The sequence below is a fragment of the Streptomyces sp. NPDC002640 genome (assembly GCF_053592575.1).
The window spans coordinates 44,621-69,995 of the sequence record NZ_JBSFVZ010000032.1 but is presented as its reverse complement, the minus strand read 5'-3'; the positions used below and the strand labels follow the sequence as shown (position 1 = coordinate 69,995).

The 25,375-nt window shown below is 74.4% G+C and carries 22 protein-coding genes and 1 pseudogene; 11 read left to right on the top strand and 12 right to left on the bottom strand.

The window, feature by feature from the left end; translation table 11 throughout:
• Nucleotides 1–33: 33 nt before the first annotated feature.
• The gene (locus ACWD3O_RS31005) at nt 34–996 is read right to left on the bottom strand and encodes a YihY/virulence factor BrkB family protein (protein ID WP_451418181.1); all 963 of its coding nucleotides are present in this window, start codon (nt 994–996) and stop codon (nt 34–36) included.
• Between the two features lie 190 nt (nt 997–1,186).
• A complete protein-coding gene (locus tag ACWD3O_RS31000; protein WP_451411752.1) occupies nt 1,187–1,981 on the bottom strand; it encodes a metal-dependent hydrolase in 795 nt (264 codons plus the stop codon).
• A 122-nt stretch (nt 1,982–2,103) separates the two neighbouring features.
• On the opposite strand from ACWD3O_RS31000, the gene ACWD3O_RS30995 reads away from it, so the two are divergent.
• The 3 genes from ACWD3O_RS30995 (at nt 2,104) to ACWD3O_RS30985 (ending at nt 6,106) form a co-directional block, all read left to right on the top strand.
• The gene (locus tag ACWD3O_RS30995) at nt 2,104–4,617 is read left to right on the top strand and encodes a DEAD/DEAH box helicase (protein ID WP_451411753.1); all 2,514 of its coding nucleotides are present in this window, start codon (nt 2,104–2,106) and stop codon (nt 4,615–4,617) included.
• A 114-nt stretch (nt 4,618–4,731) separates the two neighbouring features.
• A complete protein-coding gene (locus ACWD3O_RS30990; protein ID WP_451418180.1) occupies nt 4,732–5,598 on the top strand; it encodes an acyl-CoA thioesterase in 867 nt (288 codons plus the stop codon).
• A 79-nt stretch (nt 5,599–5,677) separates the two neighbouring features.
• Nucleotides 5,678–6,106, top strand: a complete 429-nt coding sequence (locus ACWD3O_RS30985; RefSeq protein WP_451411755.1) for a PPOX class F420-dependent oxidoreductase — start codon at nt 5,678–5,680, stop codon at nt 6,104–6,106.
• Between the two features lie 6 nt (nt 6,107–6,112).
• On the opposite strand, the gene ACWD3O_RS30980 is transcribed toward ACWD3O_RS30985, so the two are convergent.
• The 5 genes and pseudogenes from ACWD3O_RS30980 to ACWD3O_RS30960 form a co-directional block, all read right to left on the bottom strand.
• Complete coding sequence (locus tag ACWD3O_RS30980; protein WP_451418179.1) at nt 6,113–6,748, bottom strand: GTP-binding protein; 636 nt, start codon at nt 6,746–6,748, stop codon at nt 6,113–6,115.
• 152 nt (nt 6,749–6,900) lie between these two features.
• Complete coding sequence (locus tag ACWD3O_RS30975; RefSeq protein ID WP_451411757.1) at nt 6,901–7,356, bottom strand: DUF742 domain-containing protein; 456 nt, start codon at nt 7,354–7,356, stop codon at nt 6,901–6,903.
• Between the two features lie 19 nt (nt 7,357–7,375).
• Nucleotides 7,376–7,834 carry a roadblock/LC7 domain-containing protein gene (locus tag ACWD3O_RS30970; protein WP_451411758.1) on the bottom strand — a complete coding sequence of 153 codons (459 nt, stop codon included), beginning with the start codon at nt 7,832–7,834 and terminating at the stop codon, nt 7,376–7,378.
• Between the two features lie 941 nt (nt 7,835–8,775).
• Nucleotides 8,776–11,310: pseudogene (locus ACWD3O_RS30965) on the bottom strand (sensor histidine kinase); the annotation flags it as partial.
• A complete protein-coding gene (locus ACWD3O_RS30960; protein ID WP_451411759.1) occupies nt 11,294–12,115 on the bottom strand; it encodes an MHYT domain-containing protein in 822 nt (273 codons plus the stop codon). The pseudogene ACWD3O_RS30965 and the gene ACWD3O_RS30960, both read right to left, overlap by 17 nt.
• 138 nt (nt 12,116–12,253) lie before the next feature.
• On the opposite strand from ACWD3O_RS30960, the gene ACWD3O_RS30955 reads away from it, so the two are divergent.
• From ACWD3O_RS30955 to ACWD3O_RS30940, 4 genes are all read left to right on the top strand, one after another.
• Nucleotides 12,254–12,898 carry a methyltransferase domain-containing protein gene (locus ACWD3O_RS30955; RefSeq protein WP_451418178.1) on the top strand — a complete coding sequence of 215 codons (645 nt, stop codon included), beginning with the start codon at nt 12,254–12,256 and terminating at the stop codon, nt 12,896–12,898.
• A 147-nt stretch (nt 12,899–13,045) separates the two neighbouring features.
• Nucleotides 13,046–13,318 carry a hypothetical protein gene (locus ACWD3O_RS30950; RefSeq protein WP_451411879.1) on the top strand — a complete coding sequence of 91 codons (273 nt, stop codon included), beginning with the start codon at nt 13,046–13,048 and terminating at the stop codon, nt 13,316–13,318.
• 95 nt (nt 13,319–13,413) lie between these two features.
• Nucleotides 13,414–14,295 (top strand): hypothetical protein, encoded by an 882-nt coding sequence (locus ACWD3O_RS30945; protein ID WP_451418177.1) that lies wholly within the window; start codon nt 13,414–13,416, stop codon nt 14,293–14,295.
• Between the two features lie 365 nt (nt 14,296–14,660).
• Nucleotides 14,661–16,046: a tannase/feruloyl esterase family alpha/beta hydrolase gene (locus ACWD3O_RS30940; protein ID WP_451418176.1), complete on the top strand. Its 1,386-nt coding sequence runs from the start codon at nt 14,661–14,663 to the stop codon at nt 16,044–16,046.
• A 313-nt stretch (nt 16,047–16,359) separates the two neighbouring features.
• Here the strand turns inward: ACWD3O_RS30940 and ACWD3O_RS30935 are convergent, their stop codons facing one another.
• Together ACWD3O_RS30935 and xylA are read right to left on the bottom strand one after the other, a co-directional pair.
• Complete coding sequence (locus ACWD3O_RS30935) at nt 16,360–16,539, bottom strand: hypothetical protein (RefSeq protein WP_356128172.1); 180 nt, start codon at nt 16,537–16,539, stop codon at nt 16,360–16,362.
• A 273-nt stretch (nt 16,540–16,812) separates the two neighbouring features.
• A complete protein-coding gene (xylA, locus tag ACWD3O_RS30930; protein ID WP_451411763.1) occupies nt 16,813–17,979 on the bottom strand; it encodes a xylose isomerase in 1,167 nt (388 codons plus the stop codon).
• A gap of 211 nt (nt 17,980–18,190) precedes the next feature.
• Between xylA and xylB the strand changes: the two genes are divergently transcribed.
• A complete protein-coding gene (gene xylB, locus ACWD3O_RS30925) occupies nt 18,191–19,618 on the top strand; it encodes a xylulokinase (protein ID WP_451418175.1) in 1,428 nt (475 codons plus the stop codon).
• Nucleotides 19,619–19,718: 100 nt separating this feature from the next.
• The gene (locus tag ACWD3O_RS30920) at nt 19,719–20,906 is read left to right on the top strand and encodes an ROK family protein (RefSeq protein WP_451418174.1); all 1,188 of its coding nucleotides are present in this window, start codon (nt 19,719–19,721) and stop codon (nt 20,904–20,906) included.
• A gap of 236 nt (nt 20,907–21,142) precedes the next feature.
• Here ACWD3O_RS30920 and rpmG read toward each other — a convergent pair whose 3' ends face one another.
• Nucleotides 21,143–21,307, bottom strand: a complete 165-nt coding sequence (gene rpmG, locus ACWD3O_RS30915) for a 50S ribosomal protein L33 (protein WP_356128184.1) — start codon at nt 21,305–21,307, stop codon at nt 21,143–21,145.
• Between the two features lie 204 nt (nt 21,308–21,511).
• Between rpmG and ACWD3O_RS30910 the strand changes: the two genes are divergently transcribed.
• Nucleotides 21,512–22,831, top strand: a complete 1,320-nt coding sequence (locus ACWD3O_RS30910; protein ID WP_451418173.1) for a GAF domain-containing protein — start codon at nt 21,512–21,514, stop codon at nt 22,829–22,831.
• 63 nt (nt 22,832–22,894) lie between these two features.
• On the top strand, nt 22,895–24,418 hold the full coding sequence (exaC, locus tag ACWD3O_RS30905; RefSeq protein ID WP_356128190.1) for an acetaldehyde dehydrogenase ExaC: 1,524 nt from the start codon (nt 22,895–22,897) through the stop codon (nt 24,416–24,418).
• A 172-nt stretch (nt 24,419–24,590) separates the two neighbouring features.
• On the opposite strand, the gene ACWD3O_RS30900 is transcribed toward exaC, so the two are convergent.
• A complete protein-coding gene (locus ACWD3O_RS30900; protein ID WP_451418172.1) occupies nt 24,591–24,836 on the bottom strand; it encodes a hypothetical protein in 246 nt (81 codons plus the stop codon).
• A gap of 137 nt (nt 24,837–24,973) precedes the next feature.
• Nucleotides 24,974–25,369 carry a hypothetical protein gene (locus tag ACWD3O_RS30895; RefSeq protein WP_451418171.1) on the bottom strand — a complete coding sequence of 132 codons (396 nt, stop codon included), beginning with the start codon at nt 25,367–25,369 and terminating at the stop codon, nt 24,974–24,976.
• Nucleotides 25,370–25,375 lie beyond the last annotated feature (6 nt).

Below are 25,375 nucleotides of genomic sequence, written 5' to 3'. Positions count from 1 at the left end.
CACGGCCTGACGGGGGGCGGCGGGCGCTGTCCCTCAGGCGCCCGGGCCGGGGTCCGGGTGCACGGCGGCGTGCAGCCCGGCGCGTGCCGCCTCCAGCTGGGCGGCGAAGGCGATGCCGAGGAACAGGGCGATGCCGGTCAGGTTGGCCCACAGCAGCAGGGCGATGAACGCGGTGAGCGGCCCGTAGACGGCGCCGAAGCCGCCGGTGTTGCCCACGTACAACTCCAGCAGCGCGGTCGCCGACACCCAGATGATCAGGTGGACGGCCGAGCCGAGGGCCAGCCAGGTGTAGCCGGGCTGCCGGCGGCGCGGGGACCAGCGGAAGATCACGGCGGAGGCGGTCCAGGCCAGCAGGAGCCCGAGCGGCAGGTCCAGGTGGTCCCACCACCGGGCGCCGCCGGACCAGCCGGCGGCCCGCGCGACCGCGTCCCCCACCGCCTCCCCCGCGACGAGGGCCAGGAAGCCGAGCACCATGGGCAGCCCCGCCGCCCCGGCGAGCACCAGGGCGCGCCCGTACTTGCGCAGGGCGGGCCGGTCGCGTTCGACGCCGTAGATGCGGTTGGCGCCCCGTTCTATCTGCCCCATGGCCGAGGCGAGGTTGAGCAGCGCGAACCCCAGGCCGAGGATCAGCGCGAGGTTGCTCCACACGCCGCCGTGCGCGGTGCGCCGGGCGCCCTCCAGGACCTCGCGGACGATGTCGTCGCTGGTGCCGGGGACGATGCGTTCCAGGGTGAGCTCGATGATCCGGCCGATGCCCTCGGTGTGGGCGGAGGTGGCGAGTCCGACCAGCGCGGCGGTGAACGGCACCGCGCCCACCACGATCTGGAAGGCCAGGGCGCGGGCGTTGGTGAAGCCGTCCGCGTACCGGAAGCGGCTGAAGGCGTCCAGGAACAGCTGGGTGCCGCCGTACTCGCGCAGGGCGGTGAGCGCCTCGTCGCCGGAGAGTTCCTCCCCGAGCATGTCCCGGGTCTGGGGGACGTGGACGACGGTTCCCATGGCCTGGGTCTCCTCGCGCGGTGGGGTTCGGGGCGGTCGGGGCGGCGTGCGTTCCCCTCCTCCTGCCCCGCCGCGCCGCTCCCCACCGTGGCCGGGCCGATCGGGTTCGGACGGTCCCGGACGGCGTTCCGGGCATGCCTCGGCCGGCGTTCCGGGCAGGGCAGGCCTCGGCCGGCGTTCGGGGCAGGCCTCAGATGACGTTGAGCGCCGCCGCCGCGCCCACGCCGCCGAGAATCATGAAGCCCGGCATCAGGACCCGGACCTCCACCCAGCTCCCGGCACGGAAGCGCAGGGGCTTCGGCGGGCCCAGCGGGTACCAGCGCCTGCGGCCGATCGGGATGGGCCACAGGACGGGGCAGCCGGAGACGGTGAGGGCGTCACCGATGCAGTGGACCAGGGAGCCCAGCACGATCGGCAGCCCGAGCCACAGGTACTCCTGGCCGGGGCCGTCGAACATCCAGGTCGCGCCGTTGCCCGGCTTGTCCATGATCCCCGCGATGATCCACGAGCTGGTGGCGGCCAGCAGCCACACCAGCACGTCGGCGCTCGAACCGCGGGTGGCCCGCCACAGCAGGCCCTCGATGGCCAGCACCATGTGCACGAAGAGGATGAAGAGGACGCCCCAGCGGTCCCCCAGGGTGGCGATCGCCGCGGAGCCCGCGCCGACCAGCAGCGCCCACACCCAGGTGTGGGTCAGGGTGCGGTGGCCGCCGGAGCGCCGGGGGTCACCGGGTTTCTTCGTCGACTTGTAGACCGCGTAGGACAGCTTGTCGACGATCTCGCAGATCCACTTGGAGATCGGCCCGAAGGCGCGCGAGATGGTGGCCGCCTTGTGGTCGAGGTCGGGGGCGAGGGCCGCTCCGGCGCAGATCAGCGCACCCGCCAGCAGGACGGGCCAGGGCATCGGCTCGCCCCAGGCGGCGGCCGCCGCTCCGACGCCGAGCCAGGCGGCCGCGCCCGACAGAGAATGTGCTGGTCCCATCATGGCGTCGCCCGCCCCGTTCTACGTTGTGCCGCTGTGGAGTTCGGCGGCCCAGCGTAGCGGTGACGATCTTCGTGCGGTGATCCGATTCCCTGATCGTGACCTGGTCCGGGCAAGATGGGGACGTGACCCTCATCGATCAGTTGCCGCAGACCGCCGATCCGGACGCCCTCTACGAAGCCTTCGAGGCGTGGGCCCAGGACCGGGGCATCACGCTCTACCCCCACCAGGAGGAGGCGCTGATCGAGGTCGTCTCGGGGGCGAACGTGATCGTCTCGACGCCCACCGGGTCGGGCAAGAGCATGATCGCGGCGGCCGCCCACTTCGCGGCGCTCGCCCGGGACGAGGTCACCTTCTACACGGCACCGATCAAGGCCCTGGTCTCGGAGAAGTTCTTCGAGCTCTGCAAGATCTTCGGCACCGAGAACGTCGGCATGCTGACCGGCGACGCCTCGGTCAACGCGGACGCGCCGGTGATCTGCTGCACGGCCGAGGTGCTGGCCTCCATCGCGCTGCGCGACGGCCGGAACGCCGACGTCGGCCAGGTGGTGATGGACGAGTTCCACTTCTACGCGGAGGCGGACCGCGGCTGGGCCTGGCAGATCCCGCTGCTGGAGCTCCCGCAGGCGCAGTTCGTGCTGATGTCGGCGACGCTCGGCGATGTCTCGATGTTCGAGAAGGACCTCACGCGGCGCACCGGCCGCCCGACCGCCGTGGTGCGCTCGGCCGTCCGCCCGGTGCCGCTGTCGTACGACTTCAAGTACACGCCGCTGACCGAGACGCTGACCGAGCTGCTGGACACTCGGCAGGCGCCGGTCTACATCGTCCACTTCACCCAGGCGCAGGCGGTGGAGCGGGCGCAGGCGCTGATGAGCATCAACATGTGCTCCAAGGAGGAGAAGGAGAAGATCGCCGACCTGATCGGCAACTTCCGCTTCACCACCAAGTTCGGCCGCAACCTCTCGCGGTACGTGCGGCACGGCATCGGGGTCCACCACGCCGGCATGCTCCCCAAGTACCGGCGTCTGGTGGAGAAGCTGGCGCAGGCCGGTCTGCTGAAGGTCATCTGCGGCACCGACACCCTGGGCGTCGGCGTCAACGTGCCCATCCGCACGGTGCTGTTCACCGCGCTCACCAAGTACGACGGCAACCGGGTGCGCACGCTGCGGGCGCGCGAGTTCCACCAGATCGCGGGCCGGGCCGGCCGCGCGGGCTTCGACACGGCGGGTTTCGTGGTGGCGCAGGCGCCCGAGCACGTCATCGAGAACGAGAAGGCGCTCGCCAAGGCCGGCGACGATCCGAAGAAGCGCCGCAAGGTCGTGCGCAAGAAGGCTCCGGAGGGCTTCGTCGGCTGGACGGAGAGCACCTTCGAGAAGCTGATCTCCTCCGATCCGGAGCCGCTGACCTCCCGCTTCCGGGTCACCCACGCCATGCTGCTGTCGGTGATCGCCCGCCCGGGCAACGCGTTCGACGCCATGCGCCGGCTGCTGGAGGACAACCACGAGCCGCGCAGGCAGCAGCTGCGGCACATCCGCCGGGCCATCGCCATCTACCGGTCGCTGCTGGACGGCGGCATCGTCGAGAAGCTGGACACCCCGGACGCCGAGGGCCGGATCGTCCGCCTCACGGTCGACCTCCAGCAGGACTTCGCGCTCAACCAGCCGCTGTCCACCTTCGCGCTGGCCGCGTTCGAGCTGCTGGACCCCGAATCGCCGTCGTACGCCCTGGACATGCTCTCGGTGGTGGAGTCGACGCTGGACGACCCGCGCCAGATCCTGCACGCCCAGCAGAACAAGGCGCGCGGCGAGATGGTCGCGCAGATGAAGGCGGACGGCGTCGAGTACGAGGAGCGCATGGAGCGGCTGCAGGAGGTCAGCCACCCCAAGCCGCTGGAAGAGCTGCTCTTCCACGCCTACAACACCTACCGCAAGAGCCACCCGTGGGTGAGCGACTACCCGCTGTCGCCCAAGTCGGTGGTCCGGGACATGTACGAACGGGCGCTCACCTTCACGGAGTTCGTCTCCCTCTACGAGCTGGCCCGCACCGAGGGCATCGTGCTGCGCTACCTGGCGAGCGCCTACAAGGCGCTGGAGCACACCGTCCCCGACGACCTGAAGTCCGAGGACCTCCAGGACCTGATCGCCTGGCTGGGCGAGATGGTGCGCCAGGTGGACTCCAGCCTGCTCGACGAGTGGGAGCAGCTCGCCAACCCCGAGGTGATGACCGCGGAGGAGGCGCAGGAGAAGGCGGACCAGGTGAAGCCGGTCACCGCCAACGCCCGTGCCTTCCGGGTGCTGGTGCGCAACGCGATGTTCCGCCGGGTGGAGCTGGCCGCCCTCGACCAGGTCGGCGAACTCGGCGAGATGGACGCCGAGTCGGGCTGGGACGCCGACCGCTGGGGCGAGGCGATGGACGCGTACTGGGACGAGTACGACGACCTCGGCACCGGCCCGGACGCCCGCGGCCCGCGCCTGCTGATGATCGAGGAGGACGCGGAGCACGGTCTGTGGCGCGTCCGCCAGACCTTCGCGGACCCCGACGGCGACCATGACTGGGGCATCAGCGCCGAGGTCGACCTGGCGGCGTCCGACGCCGAGGGACGCGCGGTCGTGCGGGTCACCGGCGTCGGCCAGCTGTGAACGGCCGGCCACCGGCGGCGCGAGTGCCGCGGACGTGGGTGACGTGGCCGTGAGTGATACGCGGACGTGAGTGACGTGGGACGTGAGTGACGTGGGACAGGAGAAGACATCCCCATGACGAATCCGGCGGAGGGCCTGGTCGCCCTGCTCGACCTCGAGCAGATCGAGGTCAACATCTTCCGGGGCCGCAGCCCGGACGAGTCCCTGCAGCGCGTCTTCGGCGGGCAGGTGGCGGGCCAGGCGCTGGTGGCGGCCGGCCGCACCGTGGAGGAGGACCGGCCGGTGCACTCGCTGCACGCCTACTTCCTGCGGCCGGGGCGGCCCGGCGTGCCGATCGTCTACCAGGTGGAGCGGATCCGCGACGGCCGGTCGTTCACCACCCGCCGGGTGACCGCCGTGCAGCAGGGGCGGACGATCTTCAACCTGACGGCCTCGTTCCACCTGCCGGAGGAGGGTCCGTTCACGCACCAGCTGCCGCCGGCTCGTGAGGTGCCGGACCCGGAAGCGCTGCCGACGGTGGTGGACGCGATCCGTGACCGCCTCGGGGCGCTGCCCGAGCAGCTGGAGCGGATGGCGCGCCGCCAGCCCTTCGACATCCGGTACGTGGACCGGTTGCGGTGGACGCCGGAGGAGGTGGCGGGGGCCGAGCCGCGCAGCGCGGTGTGGATGCGCGCGGTGGGCCCGCTGGGCGACGACCCGCTGGTGCACACGTGCGCGCTGACCTACGCCAGCGACATGACGCTGCTGGACGCGGTACGGCTGCCGGTGGAGCCGCTGTGGGGGCCGCGCCACTTCGACCTGGCCTCGCTGGACCACGCGATGTGGTTCCACCGGCCGTTCCGGGCGGACGACTGGCTGCTGTACGACCAGGAGTCGCCGATCGCGGTCGGCGGCCGCGGGCTGGCGCGCGGGCGCATCTACGACCGTGCGGGCCGCCTGGTGGTGTCGGTGGTGCAGGAGGGTCTCTTCCGCGCCCTGTAGACCGGCACCCCGGCGGCCGCGCAGGCCGCGCGGCGCAGTCCCGGTGGCGGCCGGGGGCCGGGGTGCCGAGGATGGCGGCATGGCGCACAGGATGGACGACCGGGAATGGCGGGACTTCGTCACCGCCGGGACCCGCACCGCGAAGCTGGCCACCACCCGGGCCGACGGTTCACCGCACGTCGCCCCCGTCTGGTTCACGCTGGACGGGGACGAGGTGGTGCTGACCACCGGCGCGGACACCGTCAAGGGCCGCAACCTCGCCCGGGACGGCCGGGCCGCCCTCTGCGTGGACGACGAGCGGCCCCCGTTCTCGTTCGTCTCGCTGACCTGCCGGGCGCGGCTCGTCGACGACCTGGACGAGATGCGGCACTGGGCGACCCGGATCGCCGCCCGCTACATGGGTGAGGAACGGGCGGAGGCGTTCGGGGCGCGCAACGCGGTCCCGGGCGAGCTGCTGGTGCGGCTGTCCGTCGAACGGGTCAGCGCGGTCGCCGGTCTCGCGGACTGACCGCCGTCAGCGCACCGAGTCGAGCAGGCGCGCGGTGTGCATCCGCCCCGCGTGCTCCACCACGCTGATCAGGACCTCCTTGCCGGACTCCCGCTCGCGGGCGTCGCAGAGCACCACGGGCGTTCCGGGGTCCAGGTCGAGGGCGGCGGAGACCTCGTCGGGCGTGTAGGACCGGGCGCCCTCGAAGCAGTTGACGGCCACCACGAACGGGATGCCCCGGTGCTCGAAGTAGTCCACGGCCGGGAAGCAGTCCTCGAGCCGCCGGGTGTCGGCGAGTACGACGGCGCCCAGCGCGCCCTGCGCGAGCTCGTCCCACAGGAACCAGAAGCGGTCCTGGCCGGGCGTGCCGAAGAGGTACAGCGAGAGCCCGGCGCGGATGGTGATGCGGCCGAAGTCCATGGCCACGGTGGTGGTGGTCTTCTGGTCGACGCCCGCGGTGTCGTCCACCGTCCGGCCCGCCTCGGTGAGGAGTTCCTCGGTGCGCAGGGGCCGGATCTCGCTGACGGCGCCGACCAGGGTCGTCTTGCCCACGCCGAAACCGCCTGCCACCAGGATCTTCAACGCCATCGGGGCGGAGGCGTCCTGGGTGTCGGCGGCGCCCGTCGTCCCGCCGGAGGCGGTGTCCGTCTGCTGGGGGACCATCGATCACTTCTCTCGGGTGTCACGGGCGATCGGCTCGCCGCGAGGGGTCGGTCACGGTGGGGATCGGTCGGTGGGAGTGGGCGGGCACGGCCGGCGGCGAACCGGCTGACGCGATCATAGGACTGATGCGCCTGGGAAGCTCCCGCGGAGTTTCACAGCGCGCGCAGCCCGGCGATCACCTCGCGCAACACCCGCTCGTCGGGCAACTGGGCGGGTGGCACAGGGCGGCTGACGGTGACGCAGCCCAGCTCCAGCAGGTCTCCGAGGAGGACGCGGACGACGCCGACGGGGAGGTCGGCGCCCGCGGCGAGTTCGGCGACCGACTGGGTCTCGGTGCGGCACAGGTCCAGCAGCAGCCGGTGTTCGGGGGCGAGCGCCGCCGCCGCGCCGGGCGGCGCCTCGGGGTCCAGGGAGATGAGCGCGATGAGGTCGAAGCCGGCGCCGGCGGGTCCGGCGCTGGTGCGCCCGCCGGTCATCGCGTAGGGGCGCACCAGCGGTCCGGCCTCGCCGTCGAACCACTGGCTCTCGTACCACCGGCCACCCGACGGGGCTGCCTCGCCCGGGCGTGGGGGGAACGGGGTGTGCGTCGTCGGGTCGGTGTCGCGCATGCGGAGTTCCGCCTCCCGGTCAGCCGACGGGCGGCCGCACGGGCACCCGCGGCTGCTGGTGGAGGTGTTCGCCGACCCGCTTGACCATTCGGGCCATCTCGTAGGCGATCAGGCCGATGTCGACCTTGGCGCCGGTGAGGACGGCGAGGCAGGAGCCGGCTCCGGCGGCGGCCACGAACAGGTAGCCGTCGTCCATCTCCACCATCGTCTGGCGGACCCCGCCGACGCCGAAGTGGCGGCCGGCCCCCTTGGCGAGGCTGTTGAACCCGGAGGCTACGGCGGCGAGGTGGTCGGCGTCCTCGCGGCCGAGGCCGCTGGAGGAGCCGACGGCGAGTCCGTCGTCGGAGAGGACCACGGCGTGCCGCACCTCGGCGGTGCGGATCACCAGGTCGTCCAGGAGCCAGTCGAGTTCGACGGAGCGCCGCGGCCCTCCGGTCGTCACGGGGTCGTGGGCCAGGGTCAGGGGGTCGTACGTCATGCGGGGTCTCCTTCGCTGCGGTCGGTGCGGCCGGGGGTGCGGGGGCCGTGGCCGGGCGGGTGGCCGCCGCCGCGCACCCAGCCGTCGCGGTAGGCGGCCATGCGGTCCCGGACCGCCTCCGGGGTGCGGTCCTCGGCCGGGGCGGGGGCAGGAGCGTGCGACGCGGGGGGCCGCTGCCGGAGCTGCGGGGCGAGGTTGCGCTGCCGCACGCGGCGGGGCAGGGGGGTGTCGGCGCCGGTGGCGGTGCCGGGGCCGGTTCCGGGCTCGGCGGCGGTTCCGGAGCCGGTGGCGGTACCTGGGCCGGCGCCGGGCGCGGCGGTGGTGCCGGTTCCGGGCCCGGTGGCGGTTCCGGAGCCGGTGGCGGTACCTGGGCCGGCGCCGGGCGCGGCGGCGGTGCCGATTCCAGGCTCGGTGGCGGCTCCGTGCCCGGTGGCGCTTCCGGAGCCGGAGCCGGTGGCGCTATCGGCTCCGGTGGTGTGGCCGCCCGGCCGGGCGGTGGCGGAACCGGGGCCCGCGGGCCTCGGGCCGAGGCGGAGGGTGCCCCCGGACGGCGCGGAGCCGCCCGGGGAGCCGGGGGTGGTGAACGCGGCTGAAGCGCCCGGGGAGCCGGGAGCGGCGGACGAAGCCGGGACACCCGGGGAGCCCGAGGTGGCGGGCGCGACAGGGGAGTCCGGGGTGGCAGACGGGACGGGAGCGCCCGGGGAGCCCGGGGTGGCGGACAGGCTGGCGGTGCCCGGCGTGATCGGACCGCCGCCGAAGGCGGGCGGTGCGGCCGGGGCCCGTCCGTCGGCCGGGGTGGTGTGGCCGACCGGCGCTCCGGTGACGGGTGCCGTGCCGCCCAGACCCGGGGCCGTCGGGCCACCGGCGGGGGCGGTCCGGTCGTACGCGGTGCCGAGCGGGGCGTCGGCCGCACCCGGGCGGCCGTGAGCTGTGCCGAGCCGGTCCCCGGTCGCCCCCGGCCGGTGGTTACCGGCACCGAGCCGATCCGCACCCGCACCCGCACCCGCACCCGCACGGTCGTTACCGGCCCCGAGCCGGTCGCCGCCGCGTCGGTCCGTGACCGCTTCCGTACGGTCGTGACCGGTCCCGGACCGGTCGTCCCCGGCGCCGAGACGGTCCGCCGCCGCATCCGCACGCGCACGCGCGGTGCCGAGCGGGTCGGGGGTGCCGGTGTGCCGGGGGCCGGCCGCGGGGCTTGCCTCGCGGGGGGCGGTGGCCGCGCGGCGGGGGCGGAGGGCGGTCACCCCGGGCGGGGGGTCGACCGGCGGGAGTTCCTCGGCCGGCCCGGCCTGGGCGATCAGCGCCGGCCGGGGCGCGGCCGCCGTCGGCAGCGCCGCGCCGCGGTCCGCCCCCCGGTCGTCCGCGACGCCCGGCCGCCCGGCGTCCCCCAGGTCCGCCTCGGCGTGCAGCAGGTTCTTCGGCAGGAGCACCACCGCGGTGGTGCCGCCGTACGGCGAGGGGCGCAGGTGCACCTTGATCCCGTGCCGCGCGGCGAGGCGGCTGACCACGAAGAGCCCCAGCCGGTCGCTGTCGAAGAGGTCGAGCGCCTCGGACTGCTCGATCCGCCGGTTGGCCTCGGCCAGGGTTTCCGGGCCCATGCCGAGGCCCCGGTCCTCGACCTCCACCGCGTACCCGTTGCCGACGGTCTCCCCGGTGACCCGCACCTTGGTGTGCGGGGGCGAGAACTGCGCTGCGTTCTCGACGAGTTCGGCCAGCAGGTGGGTGAGGTCGGCGACCGCCGCGCCGGTGACGGCGGTCTCGGCGAGCTGCCGGACGTCGACGCGCGCGTAGTCCTCGATCTCCGAAACGGCCGCGCGGACCACGTTGGTGAGCGAGACCGGGCGGCTCCAGGCGCGGCCGGGGGCGGCGCCGGAGAGGATGATCAGGGACTCGGCGTGCCGCCGCATCCGGGTGGTGAGGTGGTCGAGGCGGAACAGGTCGCTGAGCTCGTCGGGGTCCTCCGCCCGGCGTTCCATGCCGTCCAGCAGGGCGAGTTGGCGGTGCACCAGCACCTGGCTGCGGCGGGCCAGGTTCACGAAGACGCCGGAGATGCCGCTGGCCAGTTCCGCGCGCTCCACGGCGGCGTGCAGCGCGGCGCGGTGCACGGTGCCGAGGGCCTCGGCGACCTGGCCGGTCTCGTCCTCGGCGGGCGGGCCGTGGGGGGCCTCGGCGTCGACGTCGATCTCCTCGCCGGCCCGCAGTTTGCGCATGGCCTGGGGGAGTTTGCGCCGGGCGATCTCCAGGGCGCTGTTGCGCAGCCCGACCAGGTCGGCGACGATTCCCCGGCCGATGCGCACCGAGATGAGCAGGGAGACGCTCACCGCGAGCAGGCCGAGCAGCACCGCGCCGCCCGCAGGGCTGATCAGCCCGCGCGTCAGCGGCCCGGCTCCCGCGGGGTCGGCGTGGGAGGCGTGGTCGGCGATGTCCCGCAGGGCGTCCTGGACCTGGGCGTGGGCGGCCTCCCAGTCACCCGCGGGGACGGCGCCCGCGGCCGCCTCGCCGGAGCCGGCCCGCAGCACGGCGTCCTCGGCCTTCACCAGTTCCTCGTGTCCGCCGCCGCGGAGGAGGTCCCGCCAGGCGCCGCGCTGGGGTTCGCGCAGGTCGGGGGCGGCGTGGTCGACGAGTGCCCGGCGGGTGGCGGTCGCCGCGGTGAAGAGGGCGCGTCGTTCGCCGTCGAGCGAGCCGTCGAGCCGTGCCGACGCCAGCAGGGCGTCCTCCTGGGCGAGGGCCTCGCCGGCCCGGCCGAGTTCCAGCAGGATCCGGGCGTCGGAGCCCTCCCGGACGTGCGGGATGGAGGTGAGGGCGCCGTCCACCGCGAGGGCGTCGGCGATGACGTCGGTGTACGCCCGGTAGGTGTCCTTCCAGCCGGCGTCGCCCTCGAGGACGGCGCTGCGCACGGAGCTCAGGCCGTCGGCCCCCGCCAGGAAGGCGCGGAGGCGCGCGGGGACCTCGGGCGGGAGCTCTCCGCTGTCGGCGACGGTGCCCGTGCGGCCGAGCCGCAGCTTCCCCACGGCCCGGTCGGTGGCGTCGGTGAGGGCGCCGGACTCGCCGCGCGGTGCCGCCTCGCCGCCGGTGGCGTGCCGCAGCGCGAAGGCCCGTTCGGCCTGCAGGGCGATGACCGCCTCGGCCGCGGGGACGCGGACCTGGGCGTCCACGCGCTCGGCCTGCCTGAGGGCCGCGACGTCCTGCACGGTGGTCACGGTGGCGTAGCCCCACAGCGCCAGCAGCGACATCACGGGCACCATCAGCAGGCTGACCACCTTGGCCCGGACGGTGCGGGGGCGCAGCCGCAGTCCCCGGGCGCCGCCGGGGGCACCGAGGGCCCCGCGGCCGGCGCTCGCGGCGGCCGCGGCTGCCGCGGCGGCGAGTTCCTCCGCCGTCTCGTCGGCCGGGGGCCCGGCGTGCGCCCGGCGGCCGCGCACCGGGGGCGGAGGTGTCCCGCGGCCGGTGCCGTCGGTCCTAGGGGATGTACGCATGGTTCCCTCGTTCGACAGGGGTCCGCTCGGTGACCGCGGGGGTGCTGCGCCAGGCCCGCCGGGCCGCGTCCTCGGCGGCCCGCTCGCGCGCCGTCGGGGAGAGCGCCACGAAGGCCGAGGTCAGGAAGAGGTAGGAGCCGAGGCCCACGGCGAGCGGGAAGACGAACTGCATCGCGGTGGCTCCGGCGAGGGGTTCGGCGGAGGGGAGCACCCGTACCCGCACCGCGTGCATGCCGGTGTAGTGCATGCTGCTGACGGCCAGGCCCATGACCAGCGAGGCGACGGTGACCGCGAGCGGCGCGGTGATGTTGAGGGCCGCCCAGAGGGCCGCGGTGGCCGCGACGACGGCGATCACCACGGAGACGGCGACCATCACCGGGTCGAACGAGATGTCACCGTGCAGGCGCAGCGCGGCCATCCCGAGGTAGTGCATGGAGGCGACGCCGATCCCGGTGGTCAGTCCGCCGAGGACGAGGGCGCGGGTGCGGTCGCGGCCGTAGCCGACGGCGAAGACGCCGGCGCAGACCACCACCATGGCGACGACGAGGCTGAGCACGGTCAGCGGCACGTCGTAGCGCAGGTCGGTGCCCCGGACGGCGAAGCCGAGCATCGCGGTGAAGTGCATGGTCCAGATGCCGGTGCCGATGGCGGAGGCGGCGGTGAGCAGCCAGTTGCGGCGCGAGCTGCCGGTGGCCTCGAGCGCGCGGACGGTGCAGCGCAGCCCGAGGGCGGCGCCGGTGCAGGCCATCGCGTACGACAGCACGGGGGTCAGCCAGCCGAAGGCGGCGTGGTCCAGGTGTCCCATGGGACCGGGACGCTAGCCATGCGCCCGTCGCGGGCGGCGTCGGCTTTCGAAAGGTGCCGGAACATGACCCTTCGCCGTGTCCGACGGATCGTCATGTGACCGAACGTGCACCGTCCGTTACGGCGATTCCGGGGGATCATGCGGAGTATGAGCGAGCACCGCACACCTGTGTACGACCGTGACCGGGTCCGTGACTTCTTCGCCGCGCGGGCGGCCGACTGGGACCGCAGGTTCCCCGACGACGGGCCCGCGTTCGACCGGGCGGTGGCGGCCATGGGGCTGCGTCCTGGCGACCGGGTGCTGGACGCCGGCTGCGGCACGGGGCGCGCTCTGGCCGCGCTGCGGGCCGCGGTGGGGCCGTCCGGGGTGGTGCTGGGGGCGGATGTCACCGAGGAGATGCTGCGGGCGGCGGCGCGCGCCGGACGCGACCGGCACGGGGTGCTGCTGCTGGCGGACGCCGCCGCTCCCCCGGTGCGGGCGGGGGCGCTGGACGCGGTGTTCGCGGCGGGGCTGGTGGCGCACCTGCCCGAGCCGCGGCGTGATCTGGCCGCGCTGGGGCGGGCGGTGCGGCCCGGGGGCGTGCTCGCGCTCTTCCACCCGGTGGGGCGGGCGGCGCTGGCCGCGCGGCAGGGGCGGGAGCTCACCCCGGGCGATCTGCGGGCCGAGGCGAACCTGCGGCCCCTGCTGGAGTCGGCCGGGTGGCGGCTGACCGAGTACGCCGACGAGCCGTCGCGCTTCCTCGCGCTGGCCGTGCGGGAGGGGTCCGGCGGACAGGGGCGGTAGGCCCTCTACTGCTCCGGCCGCTCCGAGCCTAGGTTGGGAGGGCATACGTTGGAGACGGAAGGCCGAACGCCAGGCAAACACGTCACGGACAGACCCGGAGGAAGGTGGTCCGCAGTGCTCGGCAAGCTGCGTACGGTACTCGCCCGGTTGACCCGCCCCGCGACGCCCGCCCCGGCGGCCCCGGGGCCGAGGCCGCGGGCCCACAACCTCTTCGACGCGGCCGCTGCGTACGTCGCCGCCTCGGCGACGGACGACGAGGAGGCCATGGACGAGGCCGCGTCCTGGGTCTCCCCCGAGGCGCTGTCCTTCGGCGTGAACGAGCTGGCCTGCCGCGCGGTGCTCACCCTGTCCCGGGAGCGCGGCGTGAGCCCGGACGTGATGGCCCGCGACCTGCTCGGCCTGCCCGCCCCGCGGTCCTGAGACGGCCCTCCTCGCCAGGTGACGGGGGCCAGGTGACAAGGCCGCCACCCTCGGTCTAGGGTGCGCCGACGAACGGTGACGAAGGAGGCTGCCGCATGGCCGGAACGGACGGGTCCGCGGTCGGCGCGAAGGGCTTCGACGAGGCGGGCGCGGGCGCCCTCGAGGGCGACGAGGACGCGCTGGCCGTGCTGACGGCCGTCCTGCTCACCCCCGCACGGTTCCCCGGGGTCCTGGGCGACGACTACCCGGCGGCCTGCGCCGCGCTGGGGCTGGAGGCGACGCGGGGCGGCTACGGGCTGGTCTTCGGCCAGGACGGCGACGGCGCCCGCTGGACCGTGGTGGTCGACGACGTGTCGCTGGTCGCCACGGCCATCGCCTCCTGGGACTGCGGCATGGAGTACGACCTCTCCCCCGACGAGCGTTCCATGGTGGTCGCGCTGCCGGGGTGGCCGCTGTCGGTGGCCGTGAAGGCGCCGGGCCTGCCCGCACCGCACGATCCCGACCCGGAGGAGGCGGGACCGGCGCTGGCCCCGCCGGACACCACGGTGTGGGGGCCCGCCCAGCGCCGGCTGGGCGCGGACGAGATCGCCGCGCACTGGGGGCACTGGCGGGGGCAGCTCGACGATGCGGACTTCGCCCCGGTCCCGGTGGCGGGCGGGGCGGGCGAGGCCGCGCCGGCTCCCGGTCCCGCGGGTGGTGGCGGCCCCTCCCACCAGGGCATCCGCCGCGTCCTCGCCGAGGCGCGCGGGTACCTCGACACCCCTCCCCCGCCCGGCCGGGTCCGGGCCGCGTTCGCGGACGGCGGCGCGCGCACGGTGCGGGCGGACGGCCCCGGCTGGTCCCTCGCCGCCCGGACCGACGACATCGCGCTGGTCCTCCTCGACGAGGAACCCGGCCAGATCATCCCGGTCGGCCGCGGCCCCGAACTCCCCGCCCTCCTCACGGCCCTGGCCGACCTGGCCACCGCCCCGGCCTGACCCCGGCGCCCGGCCCGGCGGCCCCGGCCGGGCTCGGACGCGCTACCGGCAACCGGGCGCCGCCTCACGCCCGCACCGGGGCCGCGTGCCCTTCCCGCCCGGTCGGCGGTAGGCGACGGCCGCCACCGCCGTCGCCGTCGCCGTCGCCGTCGGAGGAGCCACAGCCCCGCTGCAGGGGCTACATGGCGGCTGCCACCACCCGCGCACCCCCATCCCTGGTGGCCCGCCACATGGTTGACGGGCCGCCAGGACACCACCATGAGGCAGCCCGCGGCCCCGCCGCCCCGTCGCAACCGCGCCCGTGCGCGCCCTGCGGCGCCGGCCGGCCGCCGCCCGTTCCGCTCCTCAGCCTCTGGAGGCCGTTCATGCGTCTGTCCCCAGGTGTGCCCTGGGTCGCCGCGACCCTGCTGGCCGTGACCGCACTCGGCGCCTCGCCCGCCGCGGCGGGCACCTCCGCGCAGGCCGGCGCCCCGGGCCACTGCGCCCGTCACGCCCTCCTGAAGGTGCCCGCCGCGGACCACCAGAGGAGCGCCTGCCTCGACGACCTGACCACGACGGGCCTGGCCGGCACCCCGTACACCGACATGGCCGACCAGGCGGGCCTGACCTCCGTGGCCACCCGCAAGCCCTCCGGCGTCCCCGGCGTGCAGATCGACGGCTACTTCCCGGACACGTCCTCCTTCAACACCACCCACGGCTGGAACCACGACGCCCAGTTCGTGATCCGCCTGCCCGACGACTGGAACGGCGGGCTGGTCGTCGCCGGCGCCCCGGGCACCCGCAAGCAGTACGCCTCGGACACCGCCATCTCGGACCACGTGCTGTCCCTCGGCTACGCCTACGCGGCCACCGACAAGGGCAACAGCACGCCGAACTTCTACACCGACGGCAAGCGCCCGGGCGACGCGGTCGTCGAATGGAACGACCGCGTCACCCAGCTCACGCGCGCGGCCAAGGCGACCGTCGCCCAGCGGTACGGCACCGCCCCGCGCCGGACGTACGTCACCGGCATCTCCAACGGCGGCTACCTGACCCGCTGGCAGCTGGAGAACCACCCGGAGCTGTACGACGGCGGCGTGGACTGGGAGGGCACGCTGTGGACGGCGGACGGCCCCAACATCTTCACCTCGCTGCCGACGACCGTCGCCCACATGCGCGGCGCGGCCGACGACGAGGACCTCTACTCGGTCGGCTTCGCCCACGGCTCGGAGTTCCTCTGGCCGTACCACGCCACCGCGTACTGGGGCGTGACGCAGAAGACCTACCGGGCCGAGTTCGACCCGTCGTACGACCCGGCCTGCCCGGGCCCGTCGGCGGGATCCACCGTGGCGGAGATCCTCGCGCCGTGCGCCTCCGACGCGGAGTACGACTACGCCTCCCGCCCCCGGGCGGTGCGTGACGCGGTGAAGCGGGTGTCCCTCACCGGCCGCATCGGCCGTCCGATGATCACGCTCCACGGCGACCTGGACACCCTGCTGCCCAAGGCGGCGGACTCCGACGTGTACGCCCGCATGATCGACAAGGCCGGCCGCGGCCACCTGCACCGCTACTACGGCATCGAGGGCGGCACCCACGTCGACGGTCTGTACGACACCTACCCGGCGTCCCTGCGTCCGATCCTGCCCTGCCACCGCTCCGCGTTCGACGCGCTGACCGCCTGGGTGGAGGACGGCGTCCGGCCGCCCGCCGACCACGACGTGGCCCGCCCCGCCGAGGGCGACGTGGTCAACACCTGCCCGCTGAACGGCTAGCGGCGCCCCACCCACCACCCTCCGGAGCGGAGACCGGCGCCCCCGGCGCCCGGCCTCCGCTCCGGAGCGTCGGAGCGTCGGAACACCTCCGGATCACCGCGGACGCTCTCGTGCGGCAGCGTCGCGGCAGCAACGGGCGCAGCACCAGCCCGTACTCCGTTCCGCCGTACGACCCGAACAACCCGGGCTGTTCCCGACCGCGCACCAGGCGCACCGGGCGCACCGGGCGTCCCGGCCCGAGCCGGCCGGTCAGGGCGGGCCCCCGCACCGGAGGGCCCCCGCACCGGGAGGGCCCCCGCACCGGCAGGCGGACTCAGCGCCCCAGCTGCTTGCGGGACACCCGGCGGAGCCGGCGCCGCTGGCCCGGGTCCAGGGCGAAGTAGGCGGCCGGGACCCCGAGCACTATGAGCAGGGACACCCACCACGGCAGCCAGAACAGCAGGACCAGCCCGGCCGCCGTGGCCCCTGCGGCGATCTTCGCGTTCCTCGACATCTTCGTCGCCTCCTCCGCGGCGCGTTGCCGCTCTCCTCCAGTGAACGCCTTCGGACGACCGGACGGTTCCTCCCGGGTCCCCCACTCGGCCCCGACGCGGCCCCGACGCGACCCTGAGAAAACCCTGAGACGGCCCTGCCCGCACGCCTGCACGCACACCTGCACGCCGACGCGCACGCACGCCTGCCGGACGCGTGCCGCGCCACAATCGCGGATCGCCCCGCACCGCCGAAGCGGTACGGGGCGATGCGGGGCCGTGCCTGACGAGGAGGATCAGCCGCGGGCGCCGAGCAGGTGCTCCATGGCCAGCTGGTCGAGGCGCTCGAACGCCATGCCCCGCGCGGCGGCGGCGTCGACGTCGAACTCCTCGAAGACGGAGCGGTCGGCGAGGAGGCCCTCGAGGCCGTCCGCGGCGGTCGGCTGCGCCAGCTCGTCGAGGCGGGCGGCGCGCAGCGCCTCCTGGACCTCCGGGTCGGCGCGGAACGCGAGGGCGCGCTCCTTCAGCAGGAGGTAGTTGCGCATGTTGCCCGCGGCGGACTCCCACACGCCGTCGAAGTCCTCGGTCCGCGGCGGCTTGAAGTCGAAGTGCTTCGGGCCGGCGTAGTCGGAGTTCTCCAGCAGGTCGACCAGCCAGAACGCCTGGCGCAGGTCACCGGCGCCGAAGCGGAAGTCCTGGTCGTACTTGATGCCGGACTGGCCGTTGAGGTCGATGTGGAAGAGCTTGCCCGCCCACAGCGCCTGGGCGATGCCGTGCGGGAAGTTGAGGCCGGCCATCTGCTCGTGACCGACCTCCGGGTTGAGGCCGACCAGCTCGGGGCGCTCGAGGCGCTCGATGAAGGCCAGGGCGTGGCCGATGGTCGGCAGGAGGATGTCGCCGCGGGGCTCGTTCGGCTTGGGCTCGATGGCGAAGCGCAGGTCGTAGCCCTGGGAGACGACGTAGTCGCCGAGGAGGTCGAAGGCCTCCTTCATCCGGTCGAGGGCGACGCGGACGTCCTTGGCGGCACCGGACTCGGCGCCCTCACGGCCGCCCCAGGCGACGTAGGTGGTGGCGCCCAGCTCGACGGCGAGGTCGATGTTGCGGATGACCTTGCGCAGCGCGTAGCGGCGGACGTCGCGGTCGTTGGCGGTGAAGCCGCCGTCCTTGAAGACCGGGTGGGTGAAGAGGTTGGTGGTGGCCATCGGCACCTTCATGCCGGTGGCGTCGAGGGCCTCGCGGAAGCGCTTGACGATGGCCTCGCGCTCGGCGTCCGAGGAGCCGAAGGGGATCAGGTCGTCGTCGTGGAAGGTCACGCCGTAGGCGCCGAGCTCGGCGAGACGCTGCACGGTCTCGACCGGGTCCAGGGCGGGACGCGTCGCGTCGCCGAAGGGGTCCTTGCCCTGCCAGCCGACGGTCCAGAGACCGAAGGTGAACTTGTCCTCAGGGGTGGGCCGGGTGCTCATGACGTGGCTCCTCGCTCGGATCGACTATTTCGTCAGGCCGGTTTACAAATTAGTATGCAACCACGTCGCTGGGAAGAGACAACCCGGGGCTCGGACCTACGAAGGCCCGTCGAGCCCGGCGACGCAGGGGGGACCGTGACCGACGGGGGTCGCGGGTACCGCCGTCCACCAGGCAGAATCCCGCAAGCCGCGGAATCACAGGGAGAGCCCGATGTCAGCCACCGAGGGTATGTACGTCGTCGGTGTGGATACGTCCACCCAGTCCACCAAGGCGCTGGTCGTCGACGTCGCCACCGGGCACGTCGTGGCGAGCGGACAGGCCCGGCACACGGTCACCGGCGGCGACCGCCGGGAGAGCGACCCCCGCGAGTGGTGGGACGCCCTGTGCTCGGCCCTCGAGCAGTGCGGCGACGTGGTCCGCGAGGCGAAGGCGATCTCGATCGGCGGTCAGCAGCACGGTCTGGTGACGCTGGACGCCGCCGGGGAGCCGGTCCGCCCCGCGATGCTGTGGAACGACGTCCGCTCCGCGCCGCAGACGCGCCGCCTGATCGAGGAGCTCGGCGGCCCGGAGGCCTGGGCCGAGCGCACCGGCAGCGTGCCCAGCACCTCCTTCACGGTGACCAAGTGGGCCTGGCTGACGGAGAACGAGCCGGAGGCCGCCGCCCGGGTCGCCGCCGTGCGGCTGCCGCACGACTACCTCACCGGGCGGCTGACCGGCGAGGGCACCACCGACCGCGGCGACGTCTCCGGCACCGGCTGGTGGGCGTCCGCCACGGAGGAGTACGACACCAAGACCCTGGAGCACATCGGCCTGGACCCGGCCCTGCTCCCCCGGGTGGTCCGCCCCGGCGAGGCGGCCGGCACGGTCCGCGCCGGGCTTCCGCTGGCCGAGGGCGTGCTGGTGGCCCCCGGCACGGGTGACAACGCCGCCGCGGCGCTGGGCCTGGGCGTGCGTCCGGGCACCCCGGTGATGAGCCTGGGCACCTCCGGCACGGTGTACGCGGTCACCGGGCGCCGTCCGGCCGACCCGACCGGCACGGTGGCCGGTTTCGCCGCGGCCAACGCGGGCTGGCTGCCGCTGGCGTGCACCCTGAACTGCACCCTGGCCGTCGACCGGATGGCGGACCTGCTGGGCATCGACCGGCAGGCGGTGGAGCCGGGCTCCGGCGTGACGATGCTGCCGTACCTGGACGGCGAGCGGACCCCCGCGCTCCCGCACGCCTCCGGCCTGATCCACGGCCTGCGCCACGACACCACCGCCGGCCAGCTCCTGCAGGCCGCCTACGACGGCGCGGTGCACGCGCTGCTGGCCGCGCTCGACCTGGTCCTGGACGAGGACGCCGACCCGGCCGCGCCGCTGCTGCTGATCGGCGGCGGCGCCCGCGGCACGGCGTGGCGGGACACCGTGCGCCGCCTGTCCGGCCGTCCGGTGCAGATCCCGCAGGCCCAGGAGCTGGTGGCGCTGGGCGCCGCGGCGCAGGCCGCGGGCCTGCTCACCGGTGAGGACCCGGCCGCCGTCGCACGCCGCTGGAACACGGCCGAGGGTCCTGTGCTGGACGCCGTGGAGCGGGACGACGCCGCGCTGGAGCGGATCGGCTCCGTGCTGGCCACGGCGAATCCGCTGCTGGACCGCCCCTGACCGGCCCCGCGCGGTCCCGACGGAGGGACCGCGCGGACGGCAGCCAGGCGGACGACCGCCCGGCCCCGCACCCGCGCGGCGGCCGGGCCCAGGAAGAGGTATGACCGCACGCAAGCAGCTCCCCGACACCCAGGCCGGCATGCGCCGCCGCAACCTCGGCCGCGTGATGCACACCGTGCGCGACGAGGGTCCGCTCTCGCGCGCCGCGGTGGCCTCCCGCATCGGCCTGACCAGGGCCGCCGTCTCCACCCTCGTCGACGACCTGGTCCGCTGGGGGCTGCTCGAGGAGCTCGGCCCCGAGCGCAACGGCGCGTCCGGCCGCGGGCGGCCCGGCTCGGCCCTGACGGTGAGCGCGCACGGCCCGGCCGGCATCGGCGCCGAGGTGGGCGTCGACCACCTGGCGGTGTGCGCGGTCGACCTGCGCGGCGAGGTCCGGGCCCGCGCGGTCCGCTACGGCCCCAACCGGGGGCGTCCGCCGGAGCCGGTCCTGGAGGAGCTGGGCGCGCTGGTCCGCCAGGTGGTGGCGGAGGCCGCGGAGCAGGGGCTGTGGGCGGCTGGGCTGACGGTCGCGGTGCCCGGCCTGGTGGCCCGCGACGCGCGGACCGTGGTCAGGGCGCCCAACCTGGGCTGGCACCGCACGGACCTGGGCGCGCTGCTGTCCTGCGGACTGGAACCGGTCGTCGACAACGAGGCCAACCTGGGCGGCCTGGCCGAGCTGTGGCTCGGCCAGGACACGCCGCCCGACTTCCTGCACGTCTCAGCGGAGATCGGCATCGGCGCGGCCCTGGTGGTGGACGGCCGGCTGCTGCGCGGTGTGCGGGGCTTCGCCGGTGAGCTCGGCCATGTGCCGGTGCGTCCGGACGGGCCGCCGTGCGGGTGCGGCGGCATCGGCTGCCTGGAGCAGTACGCCGGCGAGGACGCGGTCCTGCGCAGGGTGGGTCTGGAACCGGGCGAGGGCCGGGTGGGCCTGCTCGCGGAGCGCGCCGGGGCGGGCGACGAGGCCGTCCGCTCCGCCCTGCACGACGCCGGCACGGCCCTGGGCATCGCCCTGACCGGGGCGGTCAACCTGCTGGACCCGCAGGCCGTGGTCCTGGGCGGCGAGCTCTCCGCGCTGGCCCCGTGGCTGCTCCCCTCGCTGCGTGCGGAGCTGTCCGGGCGCACGGCGGGGCGCTCCTGCGAGGTGTCGGTCTCCGCTCTGGGCCCGGAGGGGCCGCTGCTGGGGGCGGCGCACTCGGTGATCCGCGGCGTCCTCGACGACCCCGCCTCGGTGGCGGAACGCGACTCCTGACCACCCGCGGGCCGTCCGCGACGGTCCGCGACCACCGCCGGCCGTCCGCGATCACCCGCAGGCCGGAGCGGCCCGCCGGCCCGTGGCGGCCGGCGGTCAGGGACGGCCGGCCGTCAGGGACGGCACGCGGGCCAGGGCGGCATGCGAAGGGGCGGCCCCGGCGTCGTGCATGCCAAGGCCGCCCCTTCGTCCACGCCGCGGCCAGGTGCTCCCGCGCCCGGGCGGCGGGCCAGGGTCTACCGCTCCTCGCGGAACAGGACGTGCTCCCGGGCCACCGGGTCGTACTTGCGCAGGGTCAGCCGGTCGGGATCGCTCAGCCGGTTCTTCCGGGTCACGTACGTGACACCCGTCCCGGCCGTCGACCTCAGCTTCACCACGGGACGCGCGGTACTGCGTGCCATGGGTCCTCCTTCCGTTCGGTTCATGCCAACGGCGGCGGGGGTCTCCGCATTCCCGGGACGGGACGCGCGCCCCGGGACGCGCATCCCGTCCCCACCCGCCCGTTCTCCACCGAATCCCTTCGGTGCGACGCCTTGTCGCCCGTCCCGCCCCGCATGAGGATGTGACGCGGACCGCATGCCGTCGTCGCCCTGCGGGAGGCCGAGTTGACCGATCCATGGGTGGCCCTGAAGCCGGGAGCCGATCCGGCGGAGCGGACACGTGCGCTGCGCCGGGCCCACGAGACGTTCACCCGGGCGGGAACCGTGCCCCGCCCCGTGCGGGCGGTGGTGGCCGACTCGTGGCGGCGGTCCGCCCGGGCCGGGGTGGGACCGGACCGCACCGCCGACGTCGAACTGGCCGACGCCGACCTCCACGCCTACCGGGCCGAGCACCCGCTCTCCCGGATGATGCCGCTGATCCGGGAACTGGTCGGCGGCTTCGCCGACGACGGCGGCCACCTGCTCGCCGTGTGCGACGCGCACGGGCGTCTGCTGTGGGTCGAGGGCTGCCCGTCGACGCTGCGGCGCGCGGACGCGATGAACTTCGTCCCCGGCGCCCGCTGGTCCGAGACCGCCGTCGGCACCAACGCGCCCGGCACCGCGGTCGCCGTCGACCGGCCCGTGCAGGTGTTCACCGCCGAGCACTTCAGCCGCCGGGTCCAGCCGTGGACCTGCGCGGCCGCCCCGGTGCACGATCCCCGCACCGGGCGGATCCTGGGCGCCGTCGACATCACCGGCGGCAACGGGCTGGCCCACCCGCACTCCCTGGGCTTCGTGCAGGCCGTCGCCCGCGCCGTCGAGTCCCAGCTCGCCCTGCTGGAACCGCCGTCACGCGGCGACGGCGCGCTGGAGCTGACGGCGCTCGGCCGGGACGAGGCGCTGCTGCGGACCGGCGGCGGACGGCGGGTCCGGCTGAGCCGCAGGCACTCCGAGATCGTGGTGCTGCTCGCCCGCCACCCGGAGGGCCTGACCGGCGACGAACTGGCCTGCGCCCTCTACCCCGACGAGGCCGTCCCGCCGGTCACCCTGCGCGCCGAACTGGCCCGCCTGCGGCGCGTGCTGGGAGCCGGCGTGCTGGCCTCCCGGCCCTACCGGCTGACCTCGCCGGTGGACTGCGACCTGGGTCTGGTGGAGCGGCGGCTGGAGACCGGGGCCGTCGCCGCGGCGGCGGCCGCGTACGCGGGACCGCTGCTGCCCTCCTCGCAGGCGCCCGCGGTGACCCGGCTGCGCCGCCGGGCGGCGGACGCGCTGCGTGCCGCGCTGATCGCGCGCGGCGACCCGGACCTGCTGACCGACTGGGCGCACGCCCCGTGGGGCGAGGACGACCTCGAGGTCTGGCGGGCTCTCGCCGCCGTCCGCCCCACCGCCCCGGTACGGGCCCGACTCGCCGCCCTGGAAAGCGAACTCGGCGTACTCGGCGTCCCGCTCCCGTCGTTCGACCGCCGCCGCCCGGTCGCAACGTCCGCGCAACGTCGGCCCGCCTAGCCTGCGCGACCGAAGCCGATGAGCCGTCCAACGGCGGGCGGCACTTCTCCGGGAGGCAGACAGATGACCCGTTACGCAGCGCCGGGCACCGAGGGTGCGATCGTCTCCTACCAGGCGCGCTACGACCATTTCATCGGCGGCGAGTACGTGCCGCCGGCCCGCGGCCAGTACTTCGAGAACCCGTCCCCGGTGAACGGGCAGCCGTTCACCGAGGTGGCGCGGGGCACCGCGGAGGACGTGGAGCGCGCCCTGGACGCCGCGCACGCCGCCGCCCCGGCCTGGGGCCGCACCTCCCCGGCGGCCCGCGCCGACATCCTGCTGCGGATCGCGGACCGGATGGAGGCGAACCTGGAGAAGCTGGCGGTTGCCGAGAGCTGGGAGAACGGCAAGCCGGTCCGCGAGACCCTGGCCGCCGACATCCCGCTGGCCGTCGACCACTTCCGCTACTTCGCGGGCGCGGTCCGCGCGCAGGAGGGCTCGCTGGCGGAGATCGACGACGACACCGTCGCCTACCACTTCCACGAGCCGCTGGGCGTGGTCGCACAGATCATCCCGTGGAACTTCCCGATCCTGATGGCCGTCTGGAAGCTGGCCCCGGCGCTGGCGGCGGGCAACGCGGTGGTCCTCAAGCCGGCCGAGCAGACCCCCGCGTCCATCCACTACTGGCTGAGCCTGGTCTCCGACCTGCTCCCGCCGGGCGTCCTCAACATCGTCAACGGCTTCGGCGTGGAGGCCGGCAAGCCGCTGGCGTCCAGCCCGCGGGTCGCCAAGGTCGCCTTCACCGGCGAGACCACCACCGGCCGCCTGATCATGCAGTACGCCTCGGAGAACATCACTCCGGTCACCCTCGAACTGGGCGGCAAGTCGCCGAACATCTTCTTCGACGACGTCTCCCGCGCCCAGGACGACTTCCTGACCAAGGCGCTCGAGGGCTTCGCCATGTTCGCCCTCAACCAGGGCGAGGTCTGCACCTGCCCCTCGCGCGCCCTCATCCAGCGCGGCCACTACGGCGACTTCCTCGCCGCCGCGGTCGAGCGCACCGAGCGGATCGTCCCCGGCCACCCCCTGGACACCGACACCATGATCGGCGCGCAGGCCTCCAACGACCAGCTGGAGAAGATCCTCTCCTACCTGGACATCGGCCGCCAGGAGGGCGCCAAGGTCCTCACCGGCGGCGAACGCATCGAGCACGAGGGCGAGTTGAAGGGCGGCTACTACGTCCAGCCCACCATCTTCGAGGGCGACAACCGCATGCGGATCTTCCAGGAGGAGATCTTCGGCCCGGTCGTCTCGGTGGCCTCCTTCGGCGACTTCGACGACGCCATGAAGATCGCCAACGACACCCTCTACGGCCTCGGCGCGGGCGTCTGGACCCGCGACGTCAACACCGCCTACCGCGCCGGCCGTGCCATCCAGGCCGGCCGCGTCTGGACCAACTGCTACCACGCCTATCCGGCACACGCCGCCTTCGGCGGTTACAAGGGCTCGGGCATCGGCCGCGAGACCCACAAGATGATGCTGGACCACTACCAGCAGACGAAGAACCTGCTGGTCTCCTACTCGGCCAAGGAGGTCGGGCTCTTCTGAGAGCCTCGGAAAAGGGTGCCTGACCTGCGGGAACGCAGGTCAGGCACCCTTCCGTCCACGACCTGGAACAGCGGAGCGGGGATGACCGGCTACTCCCGATTCCTCCCACTGGTTTCTCATCCCGGACTAGCTGTCCCGGTCTATTTCCGGTCCAAGATGGCCCTGCCCAGGGTCATCGACGTCGCCTCGGAGCAGGCTGGGACACCCGGTCCCACTCGCGCATCGAGTGGTCGATCAACTGGTTGGCATGCTCCTGGACACCGTCGAGGAACTTCGCGTAGTTGCGGAAGAGAACCTCGATGCTCTGCCCCGCCCGCCTGGCGCACTCCGCGGGATCGACGCCGGAGTACAGCCAGAAGGAGATGCCGGCATGCCGGAGGTCGTACGGCCGTTTGACGAGCCCCGCGGCCAGCTCCATCCGAGTCAGAGCCGCCCGCCGCGCTCGCGCCCACGTCCTCCCATAGGCTGCCGCCTCGACGTAATTGCCCTCCGCATTACGGAACAGCCGGCCGTCATCCGCTACTCCAAATCGCTCAACGTGCTCCCTCAGCAACTTCACAAACACAGGCGGTATTGGGGAACAGGGCGCGTCGCCTTCTCGGCCCGCCTCTTCAGCGAGTGCACCTCGTACACGGAACCGTTGTTGCTCCACTCCTTGCCTGCGGTCACCACCCCCCGGGTCAGGTTGAGCAGCCCCCATCCTTCTTGCGGCAGGTGGCACTGCGCTATCCGGAGGTGTATCACTTCCGCAGGACGCATGGCCGCGTAGTACATGCAGCCGAAGAACGCCTCGAGATGAGGGCCGTGCCCCGGTAGTTGCGAGACCGCATCCAGCAGGCGCGCCACCTGTGTGGGATTCGGGACGCCCGCAGGATCTACCTCGTCGCTGACCGCCGGTGCGTTCCAACGGATGCCGATCAGCGGATTCTTCTGGAAGTACCCCTTCTCCACCGCCCC

What these genes read in the sequence shown, in the direction of transcription:
- ACWD3O_RS30920 (WP_451418174.1), top strand. Translation starts at nt 19,719, where the DNA reads ATGACCGCACGCAAGCAGCTCCCCGACACCCAGGCCGGCATGCGCCGC.
- xylB (WP_451418175.1), top strand. Translation starts at nt 18,191, where the DNA reads ATGTCAGCCACCGAGGGTATGTACGTCGTCGGTGTGGATACGTCCACC.
- ACWD3O_RS30945 (WP_451418177.1), top strand. Translation starts at nt 13,414, where the DNA reads ATGGCCGGAACGGACGGGTCCGCGGTCGGCGCGAAGGGCTTCGACGAG.
- rpmG (WP_356128184.1), bottom strand. Translation starts at nt 21,307, where the DNA reads ATGGCACGCAGTACCGCGCGTCCCGTGGTGAAGCTGAGGTCGACGGCC.
- ACWD3O_RS30900 (WP_451418172.1), bottom strand. Translation starts at nt 24,836, where the DNA reads ATGGAGCTGGCCGCGGGGCTCGTCAAACGGCCGTACGACCTCCGGCAT.
- ACWD3O_RS30970 (WP_451411758.1), bottom strand. Translation starts at nt 7,834, where the DNA reads ATGACGTACGACCCCCTGACCCTGGCCCACGACCCCGTGACGACCGGA.
- ACWD3O_RS30980 (WP_451418179.1), bottom strand. Translation starts at nt 6,748, where the DNA reads ATGGTCCCCCAGCAGACGGACACCGCCTCCGGCGGGACGACGGGCGCC.
- ACWD3O_RS31005 (WP_451418181.1), bottom strand. Translation starts at nt 996, where the DNA reads ATGGGAACCGTCGTCCACGTCCCCCAGACCCGGGACATGCTCGGGGAG.
- ACWD3O_RS31000 (WP_451411752.1), bottom strand. Translation starts at nt 1,981, where the DNA reads ATGATGGGACCAGCACATTCTCTGTCGGGCGCGGCCGCCTGGCTCGGC.
- ACWD3O_RS30955 (WP_451418178.1), top strand. Translation starts at nt 12,254, where the DNA reads ATGCGGAGTATGAGCGAGCACCGCACACCTGTGTACGACCGTGACCGG.
- ACWD3O_RS30960 (WP_451411759.1), bottom strand. Translation starts at nt 12,115, where the DNA reads ATGGGACACCTGGACCACGCCGCCTTCGGCTGGCTGACCCCCGTGCTG.
- exaC (WP_356128190.1), top strand. Translation starts at nt 22,895, where the DNA reads ATGACCCGTTACGCAGCGCCGGGCACCGAGGGTGCGATCGTCTCCTAC.
- xylA (WP_451411763.1), bottom strand. Translation starts at nt 17,979, where the DNA reads ATGAGCACCCGGCCCACCCCTGAGGACAAGTTCACCTTCGGTCTCTGG.
- ACWD3O_RS30940 (WP_451418176.1), top strand. Translation starts at nt 14,661, where the DNA reads ATGCGTCTGTCCCCAGGTGTGCCCTGGGTCGCCGCGACCCTGCTGGCC.
- ACWD3O_RS30990 (WP_451418180.1), top strand. Translation starts at nt 4,732, where the DNA reads ATGACGAATCCGGCGGAGGGCCTGGTCGCCCTGCTCGACCTCGAGCAG.
- ACWD3O_RS30975 (WP_451411757.1), bottom strand. Translation starts at nt 7,356, where the DNA reads ATGCGCGACACCGACCCGACGACGCACACCCCGTTCCCCCCACGCCCG.
- ACWD3O_RS30985 (WP_451411755.1), top strand. Translation starts at nt 5,678, where the DNA reads ATGGCGCACAGGATGGACGACCGGGAATGGCGGGACTTCGTCACCGCC.
- ACWD3O_RS30935 (WP_356128172.1), bottom strand. Translation starts at nt 16,539, where the DNA reads ATGTCGAGGAACGCGAAGATCGCCGCAGGGGCCACGGCGGCCGGGCTG.